This window comes from Microbispora sp. NPDC046933, assembly GCF_040644635.1.
Classification (GTDB): domain Bacteria; phylum Actinomycetota; class Actinomycetes; order Streptosporangiales; family Streptosporangiaceae; genus Microbispora.
The window spans coordinates 309,804-335,901 of sequence record NZ_JBEYWW010000003.1; the positions used below are offsets into that span (position 1 = coordinate 309,804).

The following is a 26,098-nucleotide window of genomic DNA, read 5'->3' on the forward strand; positions in this document are numbered from 1 at the left end:
CTCCCGTGCCACGGCGACCCGTCGCGGTCTTCGCAATCGCGCCCTGGGCCTTCCACGACGTCTACCCGCCCGATCTCGTCCTCCGCTTGCGTCAGTCGGTCGACGTCGGCACAGCGGCGGGACTCACTTCCTTCGACGGCCCGGACGCCGCCAGGGCGATGGCCGGGGCGGAGATCCTTCTCACCGGATGGGGCTGCCCGCGTATCGACGCCGAGGTGCTATCCGCCATGCCCCGGTTGCGCGCCATCCTGCACGCCGCCGGCAGCGTCAAGGCCATGCTGGACCCCGTCGTCTTCGAACGCGGGCTCGTCGTGTCCTCCGCCGCGCAGGCCAACGCCGTGCCCGTCGCCGACTACACCATCGCAGCGCTCGTGCTTGGCGCGAAGCGAGCCTTCAGCCGAGCCCGGCACTACGCCGACGCGCGGGACAGTTCGCTCTGGCAGCCGGGCGCCGGCACCGGGCTGTTCGACTGCACGGTCGGCGTCATCGGCGCCTCCCGCGTCGGCCGTCTCGTGCTGCACCGGCTGCGGAACTTCGACGTGCGCGTTTTGCTGTCCGACCCCCAGGTCTCCCGTCTGGAGGCCACCCGGCTGGGAGCCGAGCTGGTGGACGTCGACGAGCTGTGCCGGCGCAGTGATCTGGTCACGGTGCACGCCCCCGCGCTACCGGAGACCTACCGTCTGCTCGACCGCCGCCGCCTCGACCTCCTGCCCGACCAGGCCGTGCTGGTCAACACCGCCAGGGGCGTTCTCGTCGACACCGAGGCGCTCACCAGCGCGTGCGCGGCCGGCCGTATCTCCGCCATCCTCGACGTCACCGATCCGGAGCCCTTGCCGGCCGGTCATCCGCTCTTCGACATGCCCAACGTGCTCATCACCCCGCACCTGGCCGGAGCACAGGGGCGTGAGGTGCGCCGGCTCGGCGAGTTCGCCGTCGCCGAGCTCGAGCGTCTCCTGACCGGGCACCCCCTCCGCGGCCAGGTTCTGCCCGAGCAGCTCCCCTTCACCGCCTGATCCGGCGGGGCCCGGCCCGCCTCCTCCCAGGTCACCCCGGCATCGTCCCCCTAGGAGTCGTCGCCTTGTCACCGATCTCCCCCGAGAGACAGAACTACCGGTCCGCGATCGTCGGCACCGGCGCGGTCGCCACCGCCCATGCCCGTGCCATCGCCGCCTCCGGCGGCAGGGCGTCGCTCGTCGCCGTCGCCGACATGGACCTCACCCGGGCCAAGGACTTCGCGGGCGTCTGGAACGTCCCGCGAGCCCACGCGAGCCTGACCGAGCTGCTGCGGGAGGAGCAGGTCGACCTCGTGCACCTGTGCACCCCGCCGCGGCTGCACGCGCCGCAGGCCGTCGAGTGTCTGGAAGCCGGCGTGACGGTGCTGCTGGAGAAGCCGCCGGCGCTCTCGCTGGCCGAGTTCGACATGCTGGTCAAGGCGGAGCGACGCTCGGGAGCGTACGTCGCGACCGTCCTGCAGCACCGCTTCGGCGCCGGTGCGCTGCGTCTGCGTCGCCTCGCGAGAGCGGACGCACTGGGTCGCCCGCTGCTGGCCACCTGTGCCACCCACTGGTATCGCGACGAGGCCTACTACTCGGTTCCTTGGCGCGGCACGTGGAGATCCGAGGGTGGTGGCCCGACGATGGGCCACGGCATCCACCAGTTTGACCTCCTGCTCTCGGTTCTCGGCCCGTGGCGGGAGGTGACGGCCGTCGCCGCGCGCCGCGCCCGCGACGTGGACACCGAGGACGTGTCGATGGCGCTTGTGACGTTCGACCAGGGCGCGGTCGCCACCGTGGTGAACTCCGTGGTCTCGCCACGGCAGGCCTCCGAGCTCAGGTTCGACTACGAACACGCCACCGTCGAAGTGCGGCATCTGTACGGGTACACCGACGACGACTGGACGGTGACGCCCGCGCCGGGGCACGAGGGTGTGCCGGACCTGTGGTCGCGGGAACCCGGCGGTGCGCCGAGCGGGCACGAGAGCTGGTTCACCGCCGTGCTCGACGCCCTCGATCGCGGACAGGCGCCCCCGGTGACCTCGGAAGACGCGAGGCGGACGATGGAGTTCATCGCCGCCCTGTACGCCTCCGCTTTCACCGGCGAGCGCGTGCGTAGCGGGCAGATCACCGCCGACAGCCCGTTCGGCAGGACGATGGAGGGCACGGGCGCCCCGTGGGAGAAGGTCCGCACCACATGAGGCCCTCAGGCGAAACACACGCTCAGCCACTCCCCTCCCTCGTCCATGCCGGCGAGCCCGATTTCAGGGGATCGGCGCCCGCTGCCCAGGCGGTCCCGCGGTCCGTACGAGGGTGACTCTGCTGTTCGCGTAAGCCAGGTAGAGCAACGGGCTCACCGCGAGCAGCGCCCCGAGGACGGGCTGGGCGAGCACCGCCGCCCCGGCGGTGACCAGCGCGGCGAGCGACAGCGCGGACAGCGGAGCGCCGCGGACGGCGAGGAAGAGCGATGCGCGGACGACGGCCGCCAGGGAGGCGTCCACCTGCTCGGCAACCGCGACGAGCACGGTCAGGCCGGTGGCCAGCGCGACGACGAGCACCATCACCAAGATCGGTGCGAGCAGTGCACCGTACGCGCTGCCGGCCAGCCACACCAGGTCGAGGGCGACGACGATGGTCAGGGTGGCGAGAGCGAGTCCGACGATGCCTGCCGGCCGGAAGGTGCGCGTCCATCCGCGCCAGAACGCGGCGAACGGGCCTGTCGATCCGTCCGCGAGCGCTCCGAACGCCGCGAAGGCGGCGGCGAGCGCGGGGGCCAGGGTGGGCGAGAGCAGCAGCAGGAACGGCCATGAGGCGAGCGGGTCGCGTACGAGCACGAGTGCGGCGGCGAGCGGGGCGTTCGCCACGACGAGGCTGAGGTTCACGGCGAGACCCGTGTAGACGTAGCCGAACACCGCGTCGAAGGTGCGCTGGCTGACCGCCGGGATGCGCAGGCGTGTCATCGGCTCACCCCTTCATGCCGCTCGTGGCGATGCCGGCGATGAAGAAGCGCTGGCCCACCAGGAAGATGACCAAGACCGGGACGACGGAGATGACCGAGCCGGTCATGATCATTGCATACTGCGCGGAGTACTGGCCGATGAACGAGGCCAGGCCGATCTGCACCGTCCAGAGGTTGTTGCTGGACAGGTAGATGAACGGCCCCATGTAGTCGTTCCAGGTGTTGACGAAGGTGAGCAACGCCAGGCTCGCGAGCGCCGGCTTCGTCAGCGGCAGCACGATGCGGGCCCAGATGCCGTAGTCGCTGAGCCCGTCGAGCCGGGCGGCCTCGACCAGCTCGTCGGGAATCGACAGGTAGTACTGGCGCATGAGGAAGACGCCGAACGCGCTGAAGGCCTGCAGCAGGATGAGCGACAGAAAGCTGTCCGTCAGGTGCGCCTGCTGCATCATGATGTACTGCGGGATCATGTACGCCTGCCAGGGCACGGCGATGGTGGCGATGTAGCCCAGGAACAGCGCGTCGCGGCCGGGGAAGCGCACCTTCGAGAAGCCGTAGGCCGCGAACGAGCCGGTGAGCACCTGCAGGAAGGTGATCGTGACGGCGAGGATCGAGGAGTTGGCGAGGTAGCCGGCCATCGGCGCGACCGACCAGATGCTGTCGTAGTTGGACCACACCCAGTCCTTGGGGATCCATTGCACGGGAATCGACAGGACGTCGATGTCGTGCTTGAGCGATGACGACAACATCCACAGGAAGGGCGTCAGCACGATGGCCAGGAGCACGGCCAGGACGACGTAGAGCGCGACTCGGCGGGCGCGTTCCCGGCCTGCCTTGGCTTTCCGCGACGCGTGGAGCGGCCCCGCGGCGCCGGCGACTGCCATCACTGCTCCCTTCTCTGCTGGAGCCGGAACTGGAAGACGGTGATCGCCGCCACGATCAGGAAGAGGGCCAGGGCGATCGCGGAGGAATAGCCGAAGTCGCCGTCGAGGATGCCGACCTGATAGATGAGCTGGGAGAGCACGAGGGTGGAGCGGCCCGGCCCTCCCTGGGTCATGACGAAGATCAGGTCGAAGACCTTGAAGCTGGAGATGGTGAGCATGACGAGCACGAAGAAGGTGGTCGGCCGCAGACAGGGCACGGTGACGTTCCAGAACGTGCGCCAGCCGGTCGCGCCGTCGACCGAGGCGGCCTCGTAGTACTCGCGGGGGATGGTCTGCAGGCCGGCGAGGAAGAGCACCATGTAGTAGCCCATGTCCTTCCAGACCGCCGTGATGATGACGGCGGGCAGCGCCCAGGTGGGGCTCGCAGTCCAGCCCGGTGGATCCGCTGCGCCGATCAGATGGAGGAACTGGTTGACCGGTCCGCTCGTGGGATTGAACAGCATGTTCCAGACGATGGCGACGGCCACCAGCGAGGTGACGTAGGGGAAGAAGAGCGCGACCCGGAAGAAGGCGATGCCGCGCAGCTTCTGGTTGAGCAGCAGGGCGAGGCCCAGCGACAGAGCCAGGGTGAGCGGCACGTGTCCGAGCGCGTACAGGGCGGTGTTCGTCAGCGCCACCCGGAAGTTCTCGTCCCGGAGCAACCGGGCGAAGTTGCGAAGACCGGCCCAGGAGGGCGGGTTGTACGCGTCCCAGTGCGTGAACGCCAGGACGAACGCTGCCAGCACGGGCACCAGGGTGAACAGGGCGAAGCCGATGAAGTTCGGCAGGATGAAGCTCCAGCCGACAAGGGTGGCGCGGCGGCGCAGCGGACTGCGCCGGGACGGGGGCGGATTCGCTGGGGAGGTGCGCCCGCCCCCCGCTGAAGTGGTGCGTGGCTCCGGCAGCCAGGAGTCCGGCTCGGCGAGTGAGGTCATGTCGTGTCTCTCCTGACGGCATCGCCGGCGGCGCGGCTCGCGTCGTCCTGGACGCCGGGCACCGCGCCGCGGGCGGACGTGCGTTCTTACTGGTGAAGTACCTCGGACGTGACGCGCTGCTCCATTTCCTTGATGCCGTCGTCCACCGATTTGGAGCCGGTCATGATGAGCCCGTGCTCCTGGTTGAGCACGGTGTTGATGGCGGCGGTGCTGTCGGAGATGGGACTTTCGGGACGCACCACGTCCGGCGCGAATGCTTTCTTCGAGAGGTCGTCCTGGGGTATGCCTTCGAGGCCGAAGTACCGCTTGAGGATGGCGTCGCTCTGGTACGCGGGGACGATGCCGATGGACGCGACGGCCTCCGCGCCCTTCTCGCCCGCCGCGAACTCGATGAACTTCTTCGCCGCGGCGACGTTCTTCGCCCGCCTGTTGATGCCGAAGCCGGTGGGGCCGCCCGCGGTGGCGATCTGCTGACCTGCCTGTGTCTGCGGCAGCGGGGCGATCCCCCAGTCCACGTCCGTCTTCCCGGCCTTCCTGTCGGCCAGGAGCGGGGCTATCAGCCAGGTGCCCATCGGCACCATGGCGGCCTTGCCCGTCTCGAACTCGGTCTGGTACGAAACCTGCTGGTTCAGCGCCTCACCGAAGTCCCTGATGGCACCGGCCTTCTGGAGCCGGAGGGTGAGCTCGTACTGGTTCTTCATCCAGCCGTAGTCGCTCGGATCCAGCTGGCTTCGGCCCGTCTGGGCGGCGGCGAGGCCCTGCACCATCGCGTTCCAGGTGTGGATGTAGGCGCCGTAGACCTTGCCTGTCCCCGAGCCGTGGGTCAGCTTGGTGGCCTGGTCGGCGAACTGGTCCCAGGTCAGGTTCTCGGGCGCGGGCAGCCCGGCGTCCTTGAAGAGCTTCTTGTTGTAGTAGAGGACGTAGAAGTCGGTGCGATACGGGATCGCGTAGTACGTTCCCTTCCAGTCGTAGTTGTCCAGGCGGGCCAGCTTCTTGTCCGCCAGCTTCTGCTGCAGGTCGTTCAGCGGAAGCAACTGCTTCTTGGCCGCGTAGCCCGCGTAATCGGTCGTACTCTTGATCGTGATGATGTCCGTCGTGTCACCGCCGGCGAGCATGGTGGTGACCTTGTCCCGGTAGTTGTTGTTCAGGATGTCGACGGGCTTGATCGTGATGTCGGGGTTGGCGGCCTGGAAGGCGTCGATCAGCGCTTTGAACTCCGGGGTCTGCGCGTAACTCCAGAGTGCGATCGACAAGGTCGTCTTGCCCGGGGCGGTGCCGGAGTCGCCGGAGGTCCCGGCGCAGCCGGTGAGAGCCGCGGCCGTCGCGGCGATGGTGACGACGATCGTCGCGCCCTTCGTGTGTTTCATGGCACTGGTCCTTCATTCGGGGGGTGCGAACGTTCAGGCGCTGAGCCTGAGGTATTCCTCGCTGTCGAGTTCGGTCGTCAACGGGAGACCGGTGGTGTAGCGCTCGAGTTCGTCGAGCGCCGCGTCCGTCATCCGGTACAGCTCGGTGCCGAGGGATCCGGCGATGTGAGGTGTGATCAGCACGTTGGAAAGGTCGTACAGCACGGATGACGCGGGCAGCGGCTCCGGGTCGGTGACGTCGAGGATCGCGTTCAGGCGCCCCGATGCGCACTCTCGTTCGAGCGCGGCGGTGTCGACGAGCGATCCTCGCGCCGTGTTGATCAATGTGGCGTGATCGCGAAGTGCGGCGAGCTGCGCCGCGCCGATCATGTGCCGCGTCTCCGGCAGTTCCGGAGCGTGTAGCGAGAGAACATCCACCGTCGCCAGCAGCTCGTCGAGAGAGGCCGGCACGCCTCCTGCCTGCGCCACCTCGAGCGGGTCGGCGTAAGGGTCGTAGACCAGCACGGTGACGTCCTGGAGCTGCTGCAGCGCGGCCACGACGCGTCGCCCCACACGTGAGAACCCCACTACTCCGACGGTGCGAGAGACATTCCCGAGCCGCCCGAACCGGTCCGGCCTGGTCCAGTCGTCACGGAAGGCGCGCAACGAGGCCCCGAGGAACGGCGCCGCCTTGCCGGACATGATGACCGCGGCGAGCGTGTATTCCGCGACCGGGATCGCGTTCACGTCGGCGACGTTGCAGGCCCTGATGCCGCGCTCCCAGAACGCCTCGCTGACGAAAGGACGGATGGTGCCCGCGCAGTGAATCATCAGACGTAAATTCGGCATGCGCGCCAGCGCGGCCGCGTCCAGCACGGGAGCGTCCCATCCGGTCAACAGCACCTCCACGCCGGACAATCGCGTTCGAATCTGTTCGCTTGTGAGCTCGTCGGTCCAGATGGGCTCCGGCAGCGACGCCATGGCCTTCAGCCGTTCAAGCCGAGACTCGTCAAACTGAGCTTCGAACACCTCACGCCCCATCACGATCAGGGCTTCGGGACAAGTGGGCGGGGTCATTGGCTCAAGAACTCCAAGGCAGGGGGTGTTGTTTCGTGGTCGGCCCGTTGGTTGCGCCGCGGTGGAAGTCAGTGAATACTGCACGCGAAACACAAGTCAACATTTCGTTCATATCGATGTAACTCGAACAGAAACGAACACTATGGTGCCGATACCCCCGACGGCCGGTGTCCGTATGACGCCGTTCGAACCCCCCAGCGCCCACCGCGCTCCGACGATCGGGCGTGAGCCGTGAGCAAGCCGCGCTCGGCCGCTTCGCGGTTCGCCATGCAGCGCAAGGAGCAGGTACTCGAGCAACTGCGGCAAGACGGCGCGGTCACCGTGAAGGAGCTGGCGGAGCTGCTCGGCGTCTCCGAGATGACCGTGCGGCGCGATGTCAACGAGCTCTCCCGGCAGGGCCTCGTGACGAGAGTGCACGGCGGCGTGACGTTACGGAGCAAGCTCGACCAGACCGTTCGCGAACGCGAACCGCGTGGCGGCGCCCTCGCCCGGTACACCATCGGCATGGTCGTGCCGTCGCTGGACTATTACTGGCCGCACGTCGTCAACGGGGCGCAGCTCGCCGCCGCGCAGGCCGGCACCCGGCTGCTGCTGCGTGGATCGACCTACGACGCGGCGGACAACCGCAAGAAGATCCAGACGCTCCTCGACCGAGCCGACGTCCACGGCATCCTCGTGGCTCCCGAGACCGCCGGCGAGCAGGGTCGCGAGCTCATGCGCTGGCTCAACACCCTGCCACTCCCCGTCGTGCTCGCCGAGCGCAGACCCATCCGCGACATACCGTCGTTTCACCTGGAATCCGTCGCCACGGACCATGCCAGCGGAGCCGAGAAGGCGGTTCTGCACCTGCGCGCTCTCGGGCACGAGCGGGTTGGCCTGCTGGTGGCGGAGACCAGGCCGACGGCCCCTGCCGTACGTCGCGGATGGCGGGAAACCCTCGATCGTCTGGGACTCGACCCTCAGCAGTCTGTCAACGAGGACGCGGGCCGGTGCGAGGGGCCCGACGGGGAGCGGTTCATGGACGACGTGCTGCGACGGTGCCGCGCCACCGGCACCACCGCGCTGCTGATCTTCGCCGATGGCCACGCGCTCCGGTTCGTCCAGCACGCCACCGACCGCGGCGTGCGCGTGCCCGACGACCTGGCCGTGGTCGCCTACGACGACGAGGTCGCGCACCTCGGCCTCCCGGCCCTGTCAGCAGTGCGGCCCCCGAAAAGCTGGGTCGGCAAGGTCGGCGTCGAGATGCTCGTATCACGGCTCGATGAGGGCGGTTCTCGCCCGATGCACCACGTGCGGCTCGTGCCGGAACTGATCGTACGAGAGTCATCGGCACCCATCTCCGAGACGCTCCAGGTGGCCGCAACGGTGCGCGAGGCGACCGCTCCGTCGCACTAACCCCGAGTGAGTCCGCCCCTGGCCGTCCCCCGACGCGGCAGCGCAGCCCGATGCCGACGAGAGATCGGGGATGTCCGGCCGGAGTCGCGAGAGCCACGAAAGGAACGACATGACCAACCCCACGGCGCACGTGCCAGCCGGACACGGCTCACTGCTCAACAGGCACCAGTACGACTATTCGCCATGGAACTTCTGGACGCATGCCCCCGAAGAGGAGCATGCCCGGCAGCTGCAGATGCAGAGCGAACTCAACGAGCACCCCGGCTACACGATCGAGGAGCGCTGCTTCATCTCGGAGCTGGCGTCCGTGCAGAACGAACAGCTGCACCTCGGTCGCCGTAGCTACATCGCGGCCGGCGCCTACCTCACGGGATCGCTGAGAACCGGCAGAGACTGCACCATGAACCCCTACACCGTCGTTCGCGGGAGGATCGAACTCGGCGACGCCGTACGCATCGGGGCGCACACGTCTCTGCTGGCGTTCAACCACACGATCGACGACCCCGACGTCGAAGTTCACCGGCAGCCGCTCCGCAGCAAAGGAATCCGCATCGGCAACGACGTGTGGATCGGCTCCCACGTCGTGATCCTGGACGGCGTGACCGTCGGGGATCGGGCGGTCGTCGCCGCCGGAGCCGTCGTCACCAAGGACGTCCCCGCCGGCGCGATCGTCGGCGGCAACCCGGCGAAAGTCATCAAGTGGCGAGTACCGCAGCCGACCCCGCCCCGTCCGCCGAACGACGACGACCTCGCCGGCGCGGTGGCCGCCTTCGCCGACACCGCCCGCAGCCAGGCCGAGGAGATCCTGGACCGGTGTTTCCTCCCCTCCGTGGCGGGCGGGCTGTTCGTGGACAAACCCGGGGCCGCGCCCACCGTCCGCGCGCAATGCGACGCCATCGAGATCGCCGATCTGCTCCTCGGGCACGCGCCGAGCCAACTGCCCGCCGACCAGCAGATTCAGCGGCTGCGGAGCTGGCAGGACCCGAAGACCGGCATGGTCGGGCCGCTGCGCGACGACGGCACCCAGCGGCCACCCGGCGCGGGCCTGTTCGACCCGGACGCCGACTACCACGTGCTGTGCGTCGGGTACGCGCTCGACATCCTCGGAAGCCGGTTCCCTCTGCCTGTCCGGGTCGTCGCAGAGGCGGAGCCGAACCAGCTCGTCGCGGCCCTGGAAGGGCAGCCATGGCGGACGAACGCCTGGGCCGCGGGGCATTGGGTCGACGTGCTGGGCACCGCCATGCACTGGAACCGCGAACTCGGTGAACCAGGGCGGCCGGGAGCTGTGGAGACGGTCTTCGGCTGGCTGGTCACTCGTGCCGATCCCCGCACCGGAATATGGGGTTCACCCCGGCGGGAGGACGGGCTGCTGCAGGTCGTCAACGGTTTCTACCGTGCCTCCCGCGGGACCTTCGCCCAGTTCGGGCTTCCGGTGCCCTTTCCGGAGCGTGTAATCGACACGGTCCTCGCGCACGCCCGGGACAGGCGTTTCTTCCGCAGGGACCGGCAGAACGCGTGCAACGTCCTCGACGTCGTTCACCCCTTGTGGCTCACGCGACACAGCCTGTACCGCGAGGAGGAGATCGACGTCCTGGCCCAGAGGCTGTTGCGGGAGGCGCTCGGGCATTGGAGCGACCGGCAAGGCTTCGGGTTCCGGGCGCCACACCCGACTACGGCTGGCGATGACGCCACGTTGCCGGGCCTGCAGGGGACGGAGATGTGGCTGGCGATCATCTGGCTACTCGCCGACCTGGTGGGCGTCTCCGATGCACTGGGCTACCGGCCGCGGGGCGTGCACAAACCGGAGCCGGCCGCCTTGCTGCCCTGACCGCTGAGGCCGTCGCCTGCCGACGTGCGGACCGCGGCCACCAGCGGCTGCGGTCCGCGGCCCGGATTGCCACGACGACGTGGCCCGGTTCGACGTCTCGCCGCGGATTGCGGTGAGATCGGTGCGGAGACCGGCCGCGTGCAGGGCGGCCGCTGACTATTCGAGCTTGTCCTCGGTGATCTCGGCAGGGGGCCGTCGGGCGCGGGGTAACCTCCGAGTCGCGGGTCGACGCCGTGGCCGGCACGGTCCTCGACCGGTACGGCCGGTGCGACATCCTCGTCAACAAGGCCGGCGTCTTCCCGTTCACCGACCTCGACCACGTGACGATCGAGCTGTGGTGGAAGGTGCAGGCGGTCAACGTCGAGGCGATTCTGCTCTTCGGCCCGGGCGTTCGCACATGCGGGCCCGGGGTGGGGGCGCATCGCGGTCGTCCTTATGCGGTGAGACGTCAGGATCGGCTCGATGACCAGTCGTGCCTACCAGCACAATGCGGGCGCACTCACGAACGGACGCCCGCAGATAGAACCACCCGGCGGCGTGCAGCTTCCGTCCCGTCCGAACCTTCGGGTGGCGGATCTCCCGATCGGCAGACCCGCCACCCTTCGGATTCACGGCTAGCTCCTTATCGCACACCCGGTGGCGTACTCCCCAGCGTCATCGTCTGGTCAAAGCGCGATGCCCGATCGCGGTTGGCACCCCTTCGCGAAGATCCCACGACACGCTGCTCCGCCGGTTTCTGGCTCTTTGCCCTCCCCAGCGTGCGTCCGAGACGCTACGACTTCACGCGGCGCGCCCTCCGGACGGGATCTATGTGACCGTGGAGCCGGGCGGCTGGCAGGGCGGTGGTGGTAGCACGTTATGCCCCGCCGTCGGAAGCAGCCGCAGCCGGTGCCCGCACGAGCCGCCACTGCTGGCTGGAGTAGTTGTCGTCCTGGAACTGACTCATCTTGAGCGGGCTGATGGACGTGTAGCCGGTGTTCAGATTGAAGGTCTTGCCGCTGTTGTGATTCAGCAACTGGACATAGCCGTCGCCATGGTCGACGACACGCCATTCCTGACTGGGCGAGGTCGACTTGCTCTTCTGCAGGATGTTCCGGTCGTCGCTGACGTAGGCGCCGTCGACGTCGACATACTTGCCGCTGTTGACGTTCCTGATGCGGTAGAAACCGTTGTCCGCCGGTTCGAAGCGCCACCGCTGAGACGTGCTGCCGGAGTCCTTGGCCCCTTCGGTCAGCCAGCCGGCGGTCGGCTGCTGACCGGTCGCCGCTCCTTCGGCGGTGCTGTCGTTGGCGATCTGCAGGTAGCCACCGGTGCTCCGGTTGACGAGGTACCACTCGCCTTGCGCGATGCCGGTGGCGTCGGCGAGGAACTGGTTGCCCACGGTCCACCGGCTGCGGTCGCCGTTTCTCACATTCGACACGGTGAAGATCGTCTTTCCGTCGTCCATGGGGACGAAGCTGCGGCTGTAGGATCTGGCGACGGTCGAGTGCAGCTTTATCCAACGGCTTCCGGGCGCGGCGTTGTCGTAATTGACGAACAGGCCGTCCAAGGAATTGCCGCTGACGACGACCGCTCCCTTGGGGCCGACGTTCGGCAGGTTGACGACGTAAGGCGTGCCTTTCGGAATTGTGCCGTCCGCCTGTCGCACGACCTGGTTCGGCTTGTCGTTCCAGCTTTCCGGATCGTTCGTCACCCGGTAATTGACCGCGCATCCGCCCGCGGCCCCTGGAGTCTGCGGGGTGCCGCCACAGTACTCGTAGGTCATGATGTAGTTTCCGTTGTTCATCTTCGCGACGACCGGCATGCCGGGCCGGGCGTCTGGACCGGCATCGACGACGTCGTCGACGACGGCACCCCAGCGCTTTCCGTCAGTGCTCACCTGATGGACGAGCTTCTGTGACTTGCTCGCCTCGCGCTCGTCGGTGTAGTAGACGACGAGGCGGTTGGGCGTGCCGCCACCTCTGTTGTAGGCGTACATGAACGGCTCCCAGATCGGGCCGGGAGTCGCTTGCTCCTGCGGGATCCCGCCTTGAGCGACCGTGGACACGAACTGCCACGTCCGTCCGGCGTTGTTGCTCTTGTACAGATCGATGTAGGTATTGCCGCTCTGATTGCCGGTCCGAGCCCACGTCCGGGCCAGCGCCGACAGAAGGATCGTGCCCGCCGGCATGTCCCCGATCGCGACCGGGAGCTCATACAGCGTGGGCTGGGAGACGAGGTGATAGCCCGAGCCGTGGCCCCGGCCGTTGGCGCGGTCGTACACCTTGCTCCAGCTGGTGTTCCAGCTCCGGCCCTCGTCGTCGCTACGGAAGATCGGGATGTGGCTATCGTCACTGTAGGTCAGCCACTGCACCGCGCCGAGCATGACACCGTTATCGTGCGGGTTGCTCTGGTGACGCAGCTGAAGAGCCCTGGGGTAGCGGAAGCCCTCCGAATGGCTGTCGGCCGGAGGGCTCAGAATCGGCGTCGGGCCGAACGGTGAGTACGTGTAAGCGAGCGCCGGAGTGGCCAGGGTGGTCAGGGTGGTCAGGGTGAGGATCGTCAGGATGACACCGAGAAGTCTTGTCCTCGTCATATAAAGACCTTTCGTAGCGTGCTACTCAGCCGTAGTTTGGGCTGCATGAGGCAGCAGGGCGCAGGCATATGCCCGCGCAAGCGCGCTGAAATTCGAAAATCGAATCATTGGTTCTGCCCCGCCTGCATTCGGGCGGAGTCACGTCCGGTCCGGTACGTAGCAATGACGACACGACCGATGAGACTGGCGTTTCTGATATCAGATCGCGGCGGTAGTGGATTTTTGATGGACCGCGAGCGATTCGAAACCGGCCGGCAGGGAACAGCGGCCAGGAGTGCGGCGCGTGGGGGGCGCGAATCACGTCAGGCGGGCCTCGTGCCGCCTTGGTGCCGCCGCCGGTGGTCAACCGGCCGATCTCGGCGGTTGCCCTGTCCATGAAATGCCGCATCTGGCGGAAAGAGCCGTAATAGCCAGCGAATGAACCCCGGACACTGCTGTATACGGCGCATACCGGGGACGGGCATGGACGCAAGAGGCGTGGACGGAAAGCCATTGGGGGGTGACCTCTTCCACGTGCGGGTGGCACAAGTGCTGTTAGCGATAACAGCTCTGGAAGTGGAGTCTTCAACGTGCGGACGGATGGAGTCAATTGTTCGCCGCTACTCAATCAACATCGAACATCGGCCATGCGTGTGATCACCGATCTCCGGCCACCAGGCTCAGGGCCTCTTCTCCATTCCCGGCGGAACGCTAGGAGCCGAAGGCCAGGTCGAGGAAGCCACCGCCGCCTGCCTCAGCCGAGACGGGCTCGGGCCGGTCTGCGCGTCAGGAGATCAGCCGCGGCGCACGCCGGGTGTGCTCTCCCGCAGGACGACCTCGCCTCGTACGACGAGTCGCCGGTGAGGGCCTTCCGCGGGTTCCCGCAGAACCATCTCCAGCGCGGCCGCGCCGATCCTGGCGAGCGGCAGGCGAACCGTGGTGAGGGCGGGAACGATGTCCCGCAGGGTGGCGATGTCGTCGAAACCGGCGACCGCAACCCTGCGGTCGAGACCGCGCGACCGCAGCGCCGCGAGGGCGCCGACCGCCATGACGTCGTTGACGGCGAAGACGCACTCGACGTCGCGTCGGCGGGCGAGAAGTTCGAGCATGGCGTCATGCCCCCCGTCGCGGTTGAACTCGCCGTGCACGATCATGTCCGGGGGAAGCGTGATCCCCGCGCCCGCCATGCCTTCGGTGAATCCGGCGAGCCGGTCGGTGGCCGTGAGCAGGTTACGCGGGCCGGCGAGCACGCCGAACGAGCGGTAGCCGAGGCCGGTCAGGCGGGTGGCGAGGTCGCGGGCGCCCGCGCGGTTGGCGACGACCACGGTGTCGACGGGCAGCCGTCGCTGACCGATCAGGGCGACCCGGCCGCCCGAGCGTTCGAAGGCGTCGAGCTCGGCGCCGAGCCGCTCCAGCGCGTCGCGGTCGTCCGTACGCGACCCGGCGATGACGATCGCCGCCGCGCGCAGGCCGCGCAGCGCGGCGGCATACTCGATCTCCTTGTCCGGTCGTCTCCCGGTGCCGGCGATGCTGACCATCAGGCCGTTGGCCTCGGCCACCCGCATCGCCCCGGCGGCTATCGAGGAGAAGTACGGGTCCTCGATGTCCTGCACGACGAGCCCGACCAGGTTGGTGCGGCCCCGCGCGACGGCCTGTGCCTGCGCGTTGGCCGTGTAGTTGAGCGCACGCGCCGCCCGTTCGACCCGCTCACGGATCTCCGGACGAACAGTGCGTGCGCTGCCGTTGATGGCGCGCGACGCCGTGGCGAGCGACACCCCGGCCTCTCTCGCCACCTCTTCCAGCGTGACCGCGCCACGCTTCGCACCCATGGTCCTCATCTTGGCCTGCCGGCGGTCGTGGTTCGAACGGCGGACCCACGGTTGACGTCTCCGCGGCCCTGGCCGTACGGTCCACGGTAGCGGAAAGCGCTTTCCGCCTCTACGGAAAGCGCTTTCCATGTGATTGTCTCAAAATGAGGAGGCCGTATGGAGACCCTCGGCGTGGTCATGAACGGGGTGACCGGGCGCATGGGCTACCGCCAGCATCTGGTCCGTTCGGTCCTTGCGATCAACGAGCAGGGCGGTGTCGAGCTGTCGGACGGGCGGCGGGTGACGCTTCGGCCGGTGCTGGTGGGGCGCAGCGCGGCCAAGCTGGAGGCCATCGCGGCCCGGCACGGCATCCCTGATTGGACGACCGACCTCGGGGCGGCTCTCGCCGACGACCGCAACGCCGTGTACTTCGACGCGCAGACGACGAACGCCAGGGTCCCGGCCGTCATGCGGGCCATCGAGGCCGGCAAACACGTCTACGTCGAGAAGCCGACCGCGGAGAACCTCGACGACGCGGTCGCCCTGGCGCGGGCGGCCCGCGAGGCCGGGGTGAAGAACGGCGTCGTCGCCGACAAGCTGTTCCTGCCTGGGCTGCTGAAGCTGCGCCGTTTGATCGACGGCGGCTTCTTCGGCCGGATCCTGTCGGTGCGCGGCGAGTTCGGTTACTGGGTGTTCGAGGGCGACTGGCAGCCGGCCCAGCGGCCCTCCTGGAACTACCGGGCCGAGGACGGCGGCGGCATCGTGCTCGACATGTTCCCGCACTGGGCGTACGTGCTGGAGAACCTGTTCGGCCGGGTCGAGGCGGTGACCGCGCGGGCGGTGACGCACGTCGAGGAGCGGGTGGACGAGCACGGCCGGCCGTACAAGGTGACCGCCGACGACGCCGCCTATGCGATTTTCGAGCTGGCCGGCGGGGTGATCGCGCAGATCAACTCCTCCTGGGCGGTGCGGGTGAACCGCGACGAACTGGTGGAGTTCCAGGTGGACGGCACCCACGGCAGCGCCGTGGCGGGGTTGCGCCGGTGCCGCGTCCAGCACCGGTCGGCCACCCCGATGCCGGTGTGGAACCCCGACCTGCCGGTGACCGAGCCGTTCCGTGAGCAGTGGCAGGAGGTGCCGGACAACGCGGAGTTCGGCAACGGTTTCAAGACGCAGTGGGAGATGTTCGTGCGGCACGTCGTGGAGGACGCGCCGTTCCCGTACGACCTCGCCTCGGGTGCGCGCGGGGTGCAGCTCGCGGAGCTGGGCCTGCGCTCCTCGGCGGAGGGTGTGCGTGTCGAGGTGCCCGGAGTCGCGGCATGACCGTCATCACGCTGCCCGGGCCGGACCGCCGGCTGGAGAGCTACCGGATGCGCGAGCCGGTCGCGTGGGCCCCGCCGCCGTCACCCCCTGTGGGCCGGGTCGTCTACGCGGCCGCGCACGTGGTGGCCGACCCGCTCGCCGATCACGCCCCCGGCTCCCCCACCGCCCTCGACTGGGACGCGACCCTGCGCTTCCGCCGTCACCTGTGGTCGTACGGACTGCGGGTGGCCGACGCGATGGACACCGCCCAGCGGAACATGGGCCTGGACTGGACGGCCACGGCCGAGCTGATCCGGCGCAGCGCCGCCGAGGCCCGGGATTTCGGCGACCCGGCCGACCTGCTGGCCTGCGGCGCCGGCACCGACCACCTGCCCCACGCGGCCACCCTGGAGGAGGTCGTCGCCGGTTACCTGGAGCAGATCCAGACGGTCCAGGACGCGGGCGCCCGGGTCGTCGTCATGGCCAGCAGGCAGCTCGCCCGCCTGGCCCGCGGCCCCGAGGACTACCACAAGGTCTACGCGACCCTGCTCGGCCACGCCGACCAGCCGGTGATCCTGCACTGGCTGGGCGAGGTGTTCGACCCCGCCCTCGCCGGATACTGGGGGTCACGCGACCTGGAGGCCGCGACCGAGGCGTTCCTCGCGCTCGTCCACGACAACGCGGCACGCGTGGACGGGGTCAAGGTGTCACTGCTCGACGCCGATCACGAGGTGCGGCTGCGCGAACGGCTCCCGGCCGGGGTGCGGCTCTACACCGGCGACGACTTCAACTACCCGGAGCTGATCGCGGGCGGCAGCCATGCGCTGCTCGGGATCTTCGACCCGATCGCCCCGGCCGCGGCGGCCGCGCTCCAGGCGCTCGACGCCGGAGACGACGAGCGGTTCGCGTCCATCCTCGCCCCGACCGTGCCGCTCGCCCGCAAGATCTTCGAAACCCCGACCTACCACTACAAGACCGGCGTCGTCCTGCTGGCCTGGCTCGCCGGGCACCAGGACGCCTTCGTCATGGTCAACGGCGCGCACAGCGCCCGGTCGATCCTTCACCTGACCGAGGTGTTCCGCCTCGCCGACCAGGCCAGGCTCCTGCCCGACCCCGACCTCGCCGCTGCACGCATGCGCCATCTGCTCGCCACCGCCGGAGTAACGCGATGACGGTGATCGAGCGGCTCTCGCTCAACCAGTGGACGACCCGGCGCTGGTCGGTGCGCGAAGCCGTCGACGGCTGCGTACGGCACGACATCCCCGCGATCGGGCTGTGGCGGGAGAGCGTCGCCGAGCACGGCCTGACCGCGACCGCGAAACTGGTCACGGACGCGGGGCTGCGCGTCTCCTCCCTGTGCCGGGGCGGCTTCCTGACCGGCCCCGGGCTCGCCCTGGACGACAACCGCGCGGCGATCGACGAGGCGGCCGCCCTCGGCGCCGCCTGCCTGGTGCTCGTGGTCGGCGGCCTGCCCGGAATGGCGCCCGGCGGCGCGCGCGAGGCCGGATTCAGCCGCGACGTGGCCGCCGCACGGGCCCGGGTCGCCGAGGCACTCGCCCTGCTGGCCCCGTACGCCGCCGAGCGCGGTGTACGGCTCGCGCTGGAGCCGCTGCACCCGATGTACTGCGCCGACCGCGCCGTGCTGTCCACCCTTGCCCAGGCGCTCGACCTGGCCGAGCCGTACCCGGCCGAGCAGGTGGGTGTGGTGGTCGACACCTTCCACCTGTGGTGGGACCCCGAGGTGCTCACCCAGATCGAGCGGGCGGGTGAGCGGATCGCGAGCTACCAGGTGAGCGACTTCCTGGTGCCGCTCCCCGCCGACACGCTGCTCGGCCGCGGCATGTTGGGCGACGGCGTCATCGACTTCGGGCCGCTCACCAGCGCGGTGGACGCCGCCGGCTACCGCGGCGACATCGAGATCGAGATCTTCAACGCCGACATCTGGGCCGCCGACCCCGACGAGGTGCTCGCCACGATGAAACGGCGTTTCGCCACCCAAATCCGCTGACGAGCACCGTCCGGTCGCCCGAAGCCGCCCCCGGCTCGCGGAGCAGCGGCCAAGTCCCTCTCACCGAACTACCGGCCGCGACCGGCGACACCTGACGACGGCCGCACAGACGCCTTTCACGGCGCAGGGAGCGTCAATTGTCGCAACGACACCACCAGTCCAGGGTCGTGGGGACCGATGGGATCCCCACCGCCCATGCACGGGCCGTCGCGAGAGACTTGTTCGCCGGCACTTGGACGGAATTCGCGTCCCGTGGGAGGCGGTGAGGTCGAACGTGAGCCTGCGAACCGTTCACGAACTCGGCCGGTCGGTGACCGTCACCTGCGGCAACGTCGAGCTCCTCACGTATGTCTACGCTCCGGACACCCCGGTGCTGGAGTCACCCAAGCCGTACATCCATCCCATCCGCACCCTCGGCGGCGCGCTCGTGTCGCTTTATCGCCCACACGACCATGTGTGGCACAAGGGCATCGCATGGTCGCTGCCGAACGTGGGCGAGCACAACTTCTGGGGCGGCCCGACGTACGTACGGAGCCGTTCCTATGTGCAGCTCGACAACAACGGCAGCGCCACGCACCGGAAGATGACCAGGCTGACATCCGCCGAGGACCGGGCCGAGATCGGGCACACCCTGGATTGGACCTCCCAGGCAGGCGCCCCGGTCATCGCCGAGAGCCGCTCGCTGACCACGACCGTGCTCAACCCGGCGACCTGGACTCTCGTTTTCGACACCGCCATGACCAACGTCTCTGGGGCCGCGCTGGTTTTCGGGTCCCCGACCACCAAGGGACGGGAGAACGCCGGGTACGGCGGGCTGTTCTGGCGCGGCCCGAGGTCGTTCACGGGAGGGGTTCTCCAGTCGCCGGAGACGACCGGAGGCGACGAGCTGCGGGGCACCCACGCCGAATGGTTCGCCTTCCTGGGCCGTCACGACGAGACAGGCCAATACTCCACGATCCTTATGGTGGACGACACAGCCAACCCACGGCATCCGCCGCAGTGGTTCGTGCGCAGCGAGGAATTCGCCTGCCTCTGCCCTGCTCCATTCTTCAGCCAGGAGGTCGAGCTACCTGACGGTGGCACGCTTCGCTTCAGGTACGCGGTCGTGGTCGCGGATGGCGATCGGGGCGAGCAGGGATCCAAGCTGCTGGCCGAGCACGGCCGCGCGGCGCTCGCGGAGACACTTGCCGCGCAGCAGGCGGCCGGCGTCCGCATCTCCCTCGGCATGATGAAAGGGAAGGCCGGCGCCGAGTGAGTAGATCCGCGTCAGTGGTCCGGGCCATCAGTGAGTGAACTCGAGGACGAGAACGACTGGGGAGCAGTGACGAGGCGTGACGCTTCCACCCCCAGGAATGCGCCACGCCCCGCGCCTGCGAGCGGGTCGAGAATCACTTGAGCGAGCCGAGTGTGAGACCCCCTCTCCAGTACCGCTGCAGCAGGAGGAACGTGATCACCAGCGGCAGGATCGAGACCAGGGAACCCGTGATGATCAGGTTGAACAGCACCTGGTTGCCGCTTTGAATGGTGGCCGCCTGGAGCCAGGACTGCAGGCCCACGGTCAGCGGGTAGAGCTTGTCGTCGCTCAGCATGACCAGTGGCAGGAAGAAGTTGTTCCAGGTCGCCACCATGGAGAAGAGCAGCACCGTGACCAGCGCGGGCTTGATGACGGGCAGCGCGACCCGGGCGAACGTCCTGATCTCGCCGGCCCCGTCGATCCTCGCCGCCTCCAGCAATTCGTTGGGGACCGACTCCTGCACGTAGACCCGTACGAGGTAGACCCCGAAGGGGTTGAGCAGCGATGGCAGGATGACCGCCCAGATGGTGTCGGTCAGATGGACCTTGCTCAGCAGGAGGTACGTGGGAATGACCAGGGCCGTGGCCGGCACCATGATCATGCCAAGTAGCGCCGAGAACAGCAGGCGCCTGCCGGGGAAGGTGAACTTGGCGAAGGAGTAACCGGCCAGCGTGGCGATCGCCGTCGCGCCCGCTCCCCCCAAGATCGAGTAGACGACCGTGTTACCCATCCAGTGCAGATACGCGTGGCCCTGCTGGGTGAACAGCTCGCGCAGGTTGTCCACCACGGAGCCGGGGGCGGAGAACCAGAACGCGGCCGAGTCGAACAGATTCTTGGAGCTCTTGGTGGACGAGACCAGGAGCCACCAGAAGGGGACGAAGAAGTAGACGATCAGGCCGATCATGAACAGCCGGATCCCGGCCCTGCTCACCGCGTGCCTCCCTTCTTGCGGGTGACGAAGAGGAACACGTAGGAGCCCACGAAGACCACGGCCCCCAGCGCGAAGGAGATCGCCGCCGAGTACTCGAACTCCGAGTACTGGAAGGCCATGTTGTACGCGTAGAGGTTGGGCGTGAAACCCGCGGAGATCGCCTTGGACGCGATCGGTCGCAGCGTCTGCACCTCGGTGAAGAACTGGAGCGTGCCGATAATGGCGAAGACGGTGGTGAGCACCAGGGCCGAACGAATCATCGGCACCTTGACCCGCCAGGCGATCCGCCACTGATCGGCCCCGTCCACCGCGGCGGCCTCGTAGACATCCCTCGGCAGCCCCTGCAATGCCGCGTACAGGACGATCATGTTGTAGCCGGTCCACTGCCAGGTGACGATGTTGCCCAGGGCGAGCATGATCCAGTTGTCGCTGAACAGGTCCACGCCCCGGACCACGCCGAAACTGGGGCTGTAGATGAATCCCCACATCAGCGTGCCGACGACGGCCGGGACCGCGTAGGGCATGAACAGCGTGAGCCGGAAGGCGCGGGCGAGGCGCCCGGCCACGACGTCCAGGATCAGCGCGCCGACCAGGGCCAGGCCGAGCATGACGGGGATCTGCACCAGGCCGAACAGCGCGACGCGGCGCACGCCGGTGAGGAACTCGGGATCGGTGAACGCCCTGACGTAGTTCTCCAGGCCGCTGAAGTACTCGCCCTGCAGCAGCGTGGTGCGATGCAGGCTGAGCCACAGGGAGTACGTCAGCGGGATCACCAGAAAGGCGACCATGACCAGGACGAAGGGGGTGACGAACAGCAGGCCGACGAGGCGCCGGGCCCCCGCCCCGGCCCGCCGGAGGCGTGCGGGCGCCTCCTCCGGGAGGACGGGCCGGGGCGGGGCGATCTGATGCGACGTACTCATGTCGCTACTGCTGCGCCGAAGGGCTGACGGTGAATCCCTGCTGCCCGGCGTACGCGGTCACCTTGGCCTGGAGCTGGTCGAGCGCCCCGCTCCAGGACACCGTCCCCTTGGAGGCGGCGGCGACCTGCTCGGTGAGCGTGTTGTACGCGTAGTCCTGGAACGGGCTCCAGTCGAACGGGCCGAGCGCGTCCGACGTCGGGACGAAGACCTCGTTGACCTTCTGATTGCCGAAGAACTCGTACTCCTTGTTCAGGAAGTAGTCCCAGTGCAGGATGGAGGTGACGGTGGGGAAGAGGAACGCCTTGTCGATTCCGATCTTCCAGGCCTCCTTGTCGGTGCCGAACAGTTCCATGGCGACCTTGGCGGCCTCCTTGGGATGCTTGGTCTGGTCGGTCACGGCGAAGGTGGACCCGCCCCAGTCGCCGTGGTCGTTGGCTCCCGCCGTCCACTGTGGCATCGGCGCCGCCCGCCACTTGCCCTTGGTCTTCTCGGCGATGCTGGCCAGGTAGGCGGGACCCCATCCGGCGGCCAGATAGGTGACGTACTTCCCGGAGCCCAGGCCGTTGTAGAAGTCGGTGCCGCCCGTCGAGGTCGGGTCGGCCAGCTTGTCGCGAACCAGGCCGCCCCAGTACTCCATGACCTTCTTGGCGTTGGGGTCGTTGAGCGTGACGCCGATGTTGGGGAGCTTGGAGTAGGAGTAGGTGTACGGGCGCGAGCCGGCCTGCCAGAACAGGCCCTGCAGCCAGCCCGCGGCGTCCGGGCTGATGCCGAAGGCACTGATGAACTTGTCCGGGGCGGCCTGCTTGAGCTTTTCGGCGACCTTGCGGTACTCGTCCCAGGTCTTCGGCACGTCGAGCTGGTACTTGTCGAAGATGTCCTTGCGATAGAGCATCGCCATCGGACCGCCGTCCACCGGAATCGCGAAGACCTTGTTCCCGTCGCTGACCTGCTTCCACGCCCACTCGGCGTAGTCGCCCTTCACGGCGCTGGCGCCGTACGGACCGATGTCGAGCAGGTGCTTGGTGAGCTGGATGGTGGGGAGCTCCTGGAACTCCAGCATGACGACATCAGGCGCACCGGACCCGGCCTTGAGCGCCGTCTTGAGCTTGGTGTACTCGTCGCCGCCGATGCCGGCCTGGACCCAATCGACCTGGACGTCCTTGTGGGTGGCGTTGAAGTGGGCCACCACGTCCTTGAACTCCGGGTACCAGGCCCACACCTTGATGCGCACGGGGCCTCCGGCCTGGTCCGGCGCGGTGTCCTTTGTCGCGCCGCCACCGCTTCCGCATGCGGCGGCCAGCAGGCCGATCATCATGAGTACCGCAGTCTTGCGAACGTTCATACCTGTTCCTTTGCCGATTCGTCCCCGAGAGTTGAGATGAGTTAGCGATAACAAGACCGGCGAGCTCCCCTATGTGGATAAGGGACATCTCGCATGGACAGGCAGCCGCTCTCGGCGGCCCTGGCCCGTCTCTATAGGGCGCGGGATTTCGATCGGGACCTCGTGTGTTTCACCGAGGTAGCGTGAGTGTTCGCGATCGAGGGAACACCGCCGTTCCTGGGGCACTCGCCGTGGCGGTCAGGCGAGCCGGAATCTGACACAACTCCACGAACATCCGGGCACCTCGACCGACCGAGTGGTCGCGGAGTCATTCGGAGCCGGCTCCACGCGGTCGGGATCGTCGAGCGTGTTCCGCGCGTAGGGATCGCCGCCGAATGTCAGCGCTTCGATCAGTTCGGCGTCGCCGTCGAACGTGAACTCGACGCGCGCCGGCGTGCTCGGGTCTCGGTTTACGATGAACGTCGCGACTTCACGGGTCGCTTCGTCCCACGTCGCCACCGCGTCGACCGCTCGCACGGAACCGAATCGTTCAGTTTGAAGAGCAGTGCTGGTGACCGATGTGGACAACACCGCTCCGCGCGCGTGGCGGGACGTCAGCGAGAACGGATGGAATGTCGTCTGGCGCCATGCGCGACCGCCAGGCTCGGTCATGATCGGGGCGATGACGTTCACCAGTTGCGCGAGACAAGCGGCGGCGACGCGGTCGCTGTGCCGAAGAAGGCAGATGAGGAGGCCGCCGACGACGACCGCGTCCGCGAGGTTGTAGTTGTCCTCGAGCAGACGCGGCGCGACAGGCCAGTCCTCACCAGACGGTGGCACAGATGGCGCGGACTTCTGGTACCACACGTTCCACTCGTCGAACGAGATCATCACACGCTTGTCGATCCTCTTCGCCGCGGCGACAGAGTCGGCTACGCCCGTCACCGACGTGATGAAGTAGTCCATGTCCTCGGCGGACGCGAGGAATGATGCGAGGTCGACTCCGCCTTCCTCCGCGTAGTAGGCGTGGCAGGAGATCATGTCGACCAACTCGATCGTCTCCTGCAGGACGACGCGCTCCCACTCCAGGAAGCTCGGCATCGCGGAACTCGACGAACCACACGCGACCAACTCCAGCGTCGGATCGAACTGGCGCATCGCTCGGGCGGTCTCGGCGGCGAGGCGTCCGTATTCCATGGCTGTCTTATGGCCGGTCTGCCACGGGCCGTCCATCTCGTTGCCGAGGCACCAGAGCCGGATTCCGTGCGGCTTCTCGGCACCATTGGCACGTCGACGGTCGGAAAGCCGGGTACCGCCACCGTGGTTCGCATACTCAAGAAGGTCTACGGCCTCCTGAACGCCGCGGGTGCCGAGATTCACGGCCAGCATGGGTTCGACGTTCGCCTTGCCTGCCCAGCGCATGAACTCGTCCAGCCCTATCTCGTTGGTCTCCAACGAATGCCAGGCCAGATCGAGTCGGCGCGGCCGGTCGGCGCGAGGCCCGACGCCGTCTTCCCATCTGTAGCCCGAGACGAAGTTTCCGCCCGGGTAGCGGACGACGGTCACCCCGAGCTCTCGTACCAGGCGCAGTACGTCTCGCCGGAACCCGTCTTCGTCGGCGTCGGGGTGACCGGGCTCGTAGATCCCGGTGTAGACAGCCCGGCCGAGGTGTTCCACAAAAGAGCCGAAAATGCGTCGGGGCACGGGAGCGACTTGCCGCGAATGACCGAACGAGATGGAAGCGGCATGCATTCAGAACCTCCCTGATGAGGAATTCCGGTCAACCGTGGAGCTCGACCACGACGGCGTCTCCGTCCGAGTGAGCTCGGACCAATCGAAGATCGGACACGAAGATGGGCGCTGCTGAATCTTCCGGAATCACGGTGCGGTCACCGCTGACGATCAGTACGGCACAGCCGGCCGCGAGCCCCGCGGCGACACCCGCGTCCGAGTCCTCAATGACCAGGCAACGGTCCGGCGACACGCCCAGCAAGGCAGCCGCTCGCAGGAAAGGCTCGGGCGACGGCTTGCCTCCGGTCACATCGTCGGATGTGACCAGAACCGCTGGAGGCGGGATCATCGCCGCCCGCATTCGCGCGAGTGCCACCTCTGATGTGGACGAGGTCACAATGGCCCACTTGTCGCTCGGGAGTCGGGCCAGGAACCTGCGGGCGCCCACCATCTCCCTGACTCCATCGGCATCCGCGATCTCGATGTCCTGCAACCGCGCGGCCGACATCTCTCTCCGGTGGGACGGGATCACCGTTTCGATGATCGTGTTCGCCGGTACGCCATGAGGCAGGTCCGCCGCCGAGACGACGACGCCCTCCTCCCGCAGCCAGCGTTCCCAGGACCGGGCCAGCGCGGCACGTGAGTCGACCAGCGTGCCGTCGAGGTCGCACAAGATGGCGGAGAAGCGTCCGAGTGTGCGTATCGAGCGATCCATGTCATCCCTGAACCCTGGCGAATGAGCAAGGCCCCGTACGCTACCGCCTCAGCTCGCCTGGGCGATGGCGGCGCTCAGACGAGCAGACCGCTTTACCGCTGATGAGGGATCAGCTAAGAAGCTTCCTGGCCGTCCGATCATCCGTCACGAGCGAGCTGATCAGGCCCGAGGCGGCGACTGCTTGCACCGCGCCGACCTTCCTCTGGCCACCACCCACGGCTATGACCTCGTTAACGGCGCTCAATTGTTTCGCGGTGATGGAGATCGCTCTCGCGGCATCCCACTCGACGATGCGCCCCTCCTGGTCGACCAATGTGGAGCACACCTCCCCCACGACGCCGCGCGAGAGCAGGCCGTCTCTCTCATCGTCATCCATGAAGTTGTCGAAGAGCTGGGAGTCCGGCGGTGCCCAGCTTCCGATCGTGACCAGCGCGATCGTCACATCGTCGATCCTGTTCATCGTCCGCCTGATGCTGGGATGCCGCAGGAGCGCGTCCGCGGCGAGCGAGTCGGCGAAGACCTGGGGGGCGTAGAGCGAATAGCCCCGTCCACCGGAAGCTCTGGTGAACCTGGCGATCGCCTCGAGCCCGTTCTCCAAGCGCGGATCCGCGACGCCGGTCAGCTGAACGACGTCACATCTCTTCAGCGATCGAACGTGCGACGAGATGGACTGCACGGTTCGCCCCGTTGTCGTCCCGAGCACGTCGTAGTCGCTCACCAGGCTGGTCAACAGCTCGGCGGCGACGGGCGAGAGATGGTCACGGACCGCGTCGGGTTCATCGCTCGGAGTCGCCACTACGATGGCTCGGCGAAGATCGAATCGCTCCCGCAACGCCACCGACAGGCCGGCGTCTATCGGTCCCGGATTGTTAATCGTGATCGACACGACGCCGGTTTCGACGGCCTCGTCCAGGAGGCGGGCCACTTTGAATCGCGATAGGCCGAGTTCATTGGCTATATCAATTTTGCTTGCTTTGTCGCCGAAGAATCGTCGCGCGACATAAGCGATCCTTACCTCGTCGTCCGGCCCCATGTCCCCTCCGCGCTCAGATGAGCAAGCC

At 67.8% G+C, this 26,098-nt stretch carries 21 protein-coding genes and 1 pseudogene; 9 read left to right on the forward strand and 13 right to left on the reverse strand.

What is annotated here, in order from left to right:
• Window positions 1-5: 5 nt before the first annotated feature.
• On the forward strand, window positions 6-1,013 hold the full coding sequence (locus ABZ857_RS06000) for a hydroxyacid dehydrogenase (protein ID WP_357038192.1): 1,008 nt from the start codon (window positions 6-8) through the stop codon (window positions 1,011-1,013).
• A gap of 65 nt (window positions 1,014-1,078) precedes the next feature.
• Window positions 1,079-2,194, forward strand: a complete 1,116-nt coding sequence (locus ABZ857_RS06005) for a Gfo/Idh/MocA family oxidoreductase (RefSeq protein WP_357038195.1) — start codon at window positions 1,079-1,081, stop codon at window positions 2,192-2,194.
• Window positions 2,195-2,257: 63 nt separating this feature from the next.
• On the opposite strand, the gene ABZ857_RS06010 is transcribed toward ABZ857_RS06005, so the two are convergent.
• From ABZ857_RS06010 to ABZ857_RS06030, 5 genes are all read right to left on the reverse strand, one after another.
• Window positions 2,258-2,953, reverse strand: coding sequence for a hypothetical protein (locus ABZ857_RS06010; protein ID WP_357038198.1), 696 nt, complete (start codon window positions 2,951-2,953; stop codon window positions 2,258-2,260).
• 4 nt (window positions 2,954-2,957) lie between these two features.
• Window positions 2,958-3,833: a carbohydrate ABC transporter permease gene (locus ABZ857_RS06015; RefSeq protein ID WP_357038201.1), complete on the reverse strand. Its 876-nt coding sequence runs from the start codon at window positions 3,831-3,833 to the stop codon at window positions 2,958-2,960.
• A complete protein-coding gene (locus tag ABZ857_RS06020) occupies window positions 3,833-4,807 on the reverse strand; it encodes a sugar ABC transporter permease (protein WP_357038204.1) in 975 nt (324 codons plus the stop codon). Before ABZ857_RS06020 ends, ABZ857_RS06015 begins: the two co-directional genes overlap by 1 nt.
• Window positions 4,808-4,893: 86 nt before the next feature.
• Window positions 4,894-6,174: a sugar ABC transporter substrate-binding protein gene (locus tag ABZ857_RS06025; protein ID WP_357038207.1), complete on the reverse strand. Its 1,281-nt coding sequence runs from the start codon at window positions 6,172-6,174 to the stop codon at window positions 4,894-4,896.
• 33 nt (window positions 6,175-6,207) lie between these two features.
• Window positions 6,208-7,230: a hydroxyacid dehydrogenase gene (locus ABZ857_RS06030; RefSeq protein WP_357038210.1), complete on the reverse strand. Its 1,023-nt coding sequence runs from the start codon at window positions 7,228-7,230 to the stop codon at window positions 6,208-6,210.
• Window positions 7,231-7,461: 231 nt separating this feature from the next.
• Between ABZ857_RS06030 and ABZ857_RS06035 the strand changes: the two genes are divergently transcribed.
• From ABZ857_RS06035 to ABZ857_RS06045, 3 genes and pseudogenes are all read left to right on the forward strand, one after another.
• Window positions 7,462-8,625 carry a LacI family DNA-binding transcriptional regulator gene (locus ABZ857_RS06035; RefSeq protein ID WP_357038213.1) on the forward strand — a complete coding sequence of 388 codons (1,164 nt, stop codon included), beginning with the start codon at window positions 7,462-7,464 and terminating at the stop codon, window positions 8,623-8,625.
• A 109-nt stretch (window positions 8,626-8,734) separates the two neighbouring features.
• Entirely contained in the window at window positions 8,735-10,453 is a 1,719-nt protein-coding gene (locus ABZ857_RS06040; protein WP_357038216.1) for an acyltransferase, read from the forward strand.
• A gap of 218 nt (window positions 10,454-10,671) precedes the next feature.
• Window positions 10,672-11,268, forward strand: a pseudogene (locus tag ABZ857_RS06045) (hypothetical protein); the annotation flags it as partial.
• 41 nt (window positions 11,269-11,309) lie between these two features.
• Here the strand turns inward: ABZ857_RS06045 and ABZ857_RS06050 are convergent.
• On the reverse strand, window positions 11,310-13,028 hold the full coding sequence (locus tag ABZ857_RS06050; protein WP_357038219.1) for an RICIN domain-containing protein: 1,719 nt from the start codon (window positions 13,026-13,028) through the stop codon (window positions 11,310-11,312).
• A gap of 773 nt (window positions 13,029-13,801) precedes the next feature.
• A complete protein-coding gene (locus ABZ857_RS06055) occupies window positions 13,802-14,836 on the reverse strand; it encodes a LacI family DNA-binding transcriptional regulator (protein WP_357038222.1) in 1,035 nt (344 codons plus the stop codon).
• A 156-nt stretch (window positions 14,837-14,992) separates the two neighbouring features.
• On the opposite strand from ABZ857_RS06055, the gene ABZ857_RS06060 reads away from it, so the two are divergent.
• The 4 genes from ABZ857_RS06060 to ABZ857_RS06075 all read left to right on the forward strand — a co-directional run bounded on the left by ABZ857_RS06060 (window position 14,993) and on the right by ABZ857_RS06075 (window position 19,380).
• Window positions 14,993-16,138, forward strand: a complete 1,146-nt coding sequence (locus tag ABZ857_RS06060) for a Gfo/Idh/MocA family oxidoreductase (RefSeq protein WP_357038225.1) — start codon at window positions 14,993-14,995, stop codon at window positions 16,136-16,138.
• Window positions 16,135-17,289 (forward strand): dihydrodipicolinate synthase family protein, encoded by a 1,155-nt coding sequence (locus ABZ857_RS06065; protein WP_357038228.1) that lies wholly within the window; start codon window positions 16,135-16,137, stop codon window positions 17,287-17,289. The genes ABZ857_RS06060 and ABZ857_RS06065 overlap by 4 nt, the downstream gene beginning before the upstream one ends.
• Window positions 17,286-18,125: a sugar phosphate isomerase/epimerase gene (locus ABZ857_RS06070; RefSeq protein WP_357038231.1), complete on the forward strand. Its 840-nt coding sequence runs from the start codon at window positions 17,286-17,288 to the stop codon at window positions 18,123-18,125. The genes ABZ857_RS06065 and ABZ857_RS06070 overlap by 4 nt, the downstream gene beginning before the upstream one ends.
• Before the next feature lie 274 nt (window positions 18,126-18,399).
• The gene (locus tag ABZ857_RS06075) at window positions 18,400-19,380 is read left to right on the forward strand and encodes a PmoA family protein (protein WP_357038233.1); all 981 of its coding nucleotides are present in this window, start codon (window positions 18,400-18,402) and stop codon (window positions 19,378-19,380) included.
• A 133-nt stretch (window positions 19,381-19,513) separates the two neighbouring features.
• On the opposite strand, the gene ABZ857_RS06080 is transcribed toward ABZ857_RS06075, so the two are convergent.
• The 6 genes from ABZ857_RS06080 to ABZ857_RS06105 all read right to left on the reverse strand — a co-directional run bounded on the left by ABZ857_RS06080 (window position 19,514) and on the right by ABZ857_RS06105 (window position 26,070).
• Window positions 19,514-20,350, reverse strand: a complete 837-nt coding sequence (locus ABZ857_RS06080; RefSeq protein WP_357038236.1) for a carbohydrate ABC transporter permease — start codon at window positions 20,348-20,350, stop codon at window positions 19,514-19,516.
• The gene (locus ABZ857_RS06085; protein WP_357038239.1) at window positions 20,347-21,270 is read right to left on the reverse strand and encodes a sugar ABC transporter permease; all 924 of its coding nucleotides are present in this window, start codon (window positions 21,268-21,270) and stop codon (window positions 20,347-20,349) included. Before ABZ857_RS06085 ends, ABZ857_RS06080 begins: the two co-directional genes overlap by 4 nt.
• Before the next feature lie 4 nt (window positions 21,271-21,274).
• The gene (locus ABZ857_RS06090; RefSeq protein ID WP_357038242.1) at window positions 21,275-22,612 is read right to left on the reverse strand and encodes an extracellular solute-binding protein; all 1,338 of its coding nucleotides are present in this window, start codon (window positions 22,610-22,612) and stop codon (window positions 21,275-21,277) included.
• 237 nt (window positions 22,613-22,849) lie between these two features.
• A complete protein-coding gene (locus tag ABZ857_RS06095; protein WP_357038245.1) occupies window positions 22,850-24,343 on the reverse strand; it encodes an alpha-N-arabinofuranosidase in 1,494 nt (497 codons plus the stop codon).
• Between the two features lie 28 nt (window positions 24,344-24,371).
• Entirely contained in the window at window positions 24,372-25,037 is a 666-nt protein-coding gene (locus ABZ857_RS06100; RefSeq protein ID WP_357038248.1) for an HAD-IA family hydrolase, read from the reverse strand.
• A gap of 109 nt (window positions 25,038-25,146) precedes the next feature.
• Window positions 25,147-26,070 carry a sugar-binding domain-containing protein gene (locus ABZ857_RS06105; RefSeq protein WP_357038251.1) on the reverse strand — a complete coding sequence of 308 codons (924 nt, stop codon included), beginning with the start codon at window positions 26,068-26,070 and terminating at the stop codon, window positions 25,147-25,149.
• Between the last annotated feature and the right edge of the window lie 28 nt (window positions 26,071-26,098).

Excerpts from the sequence above, each read along its gene's own strand:
- ABZ857_RS06010 (WP_357038198.1), bottom strand. The coding sequence starts at position 2,953 with ATGACACGCCTGCGCATCCCGGCGGTCAGCCAGCGCACCTTCGACGCG.
- ABZ857_RS06015 (WP_357038201.1), bottom strand. The coding sequence starts at position 3,833 with ATGGCAGTCGCCGGCGCCGCGGGGCCGCTCCACGCGTCGCGGAAAGCC.
- ABZ857_RS06020 (WP_357038204.1), bottom strand. The coding sequence starts at position 4,807 with ATGACCTCACTCGCCGAGCCGGACTCCTGGCTGCCGGAGCCACGCACC.
- ABZ857_RS06025 (WP_357038207.1), bottom strand. The coding sequence starts at position 6,174 with ATGAAACACACGAAGGGCGCGACGATCGTCGTCACCATCGCCGCGACG.
- ABZ857_RS06030 (WP_357038210.1), bottom strand. The coding sequence starts at position 7,230 with ATGACCCCGCCCACTTGTCCCGAAGCCCTGATCGTGATGGGGCGTGAG.
- ABZ857_RS06040 (WP_357038216.1), top strand. The coding sequence starts at position 8,735 with ATGACCAACCCCACGGCGCACGTGCCAGCCGGACACGGCTCACTGCTC.
- ABZ857_RS06050 (WP_357038219.1), bottom strand. The coding sequence starts at position 13,028 with ATGACGAGGACAAGACTTCTCGGTGTCATCCTGACGATCCTCACCCTG.
- ABZ857_RS06055 (WP_357038222.1), bottom strand. The coding sequence starts at position 14,836 with ATGGGTGCGAAGCGTGGCGCGGTCACGCTGGAAGAGGTGGCGAGAGAG.
- ABZ857_RS06060 (WP_357038225.1), top strand. The coding sequence starts at position 14,993 with ATGGAGACCCTCGGCGTGGTCATGAACGGGGTGACCGGGCGCATGGGC.
- ABZ857_RS06065 (WP_357038228.1), top strand. The coding sequence starts at position 16,135 with ATGACCGTCATCACGCTGCCCGGGCCGGACCGCCGGCTGGAGAGCTAC.
- ABZ857_RS06070 (WP_357038231.1), top strand. The coding sequence starts at position 17,286 with ATGACGGTGATCGAGCGGCTCTCGCTCAACCAGTGGACGACCCGGCGC.
- ABZ857_RS06085 (WP_357038239.1), bottom strand. The coding sequence starts at position 21,270 with ATGAGTACGTCGCATCAGATCGCCCCGCCCCGGCCCGTCCTCCCGGAG.
- ABZ857_RS06090 (WP_357038242.1), bottom strand. The coding sequence starts at position 22,612 with ATGAACGTTCGCAAGACTGCGGTACTCATGATGATCGGCCTGCTGGCC.
- ABZ857_RS06095 (WP_357038245.1), bottom strand. The coding sequence starts at position 24,343 with ATGCATGCCGCTTCCATCTCGTTCGGTCATTCGCGGCAAGTCGCTCCC.
- ABZ857_RS06100 (WP_357038248.1), bottom strand. The coding sequence starts at position 25,037 with ATGGATCGCTCGATACGCACACTCGGACGCTTCTCCGCCATCTTGTGC.
- ABZ857_RS06105 (WP_357038251.1), bottom strand. The coding sequence starts at position 26,070 with ATGGGGCCGGACGACGAGGTAAGGATCGCTTATGTCGCGCGACGATTC.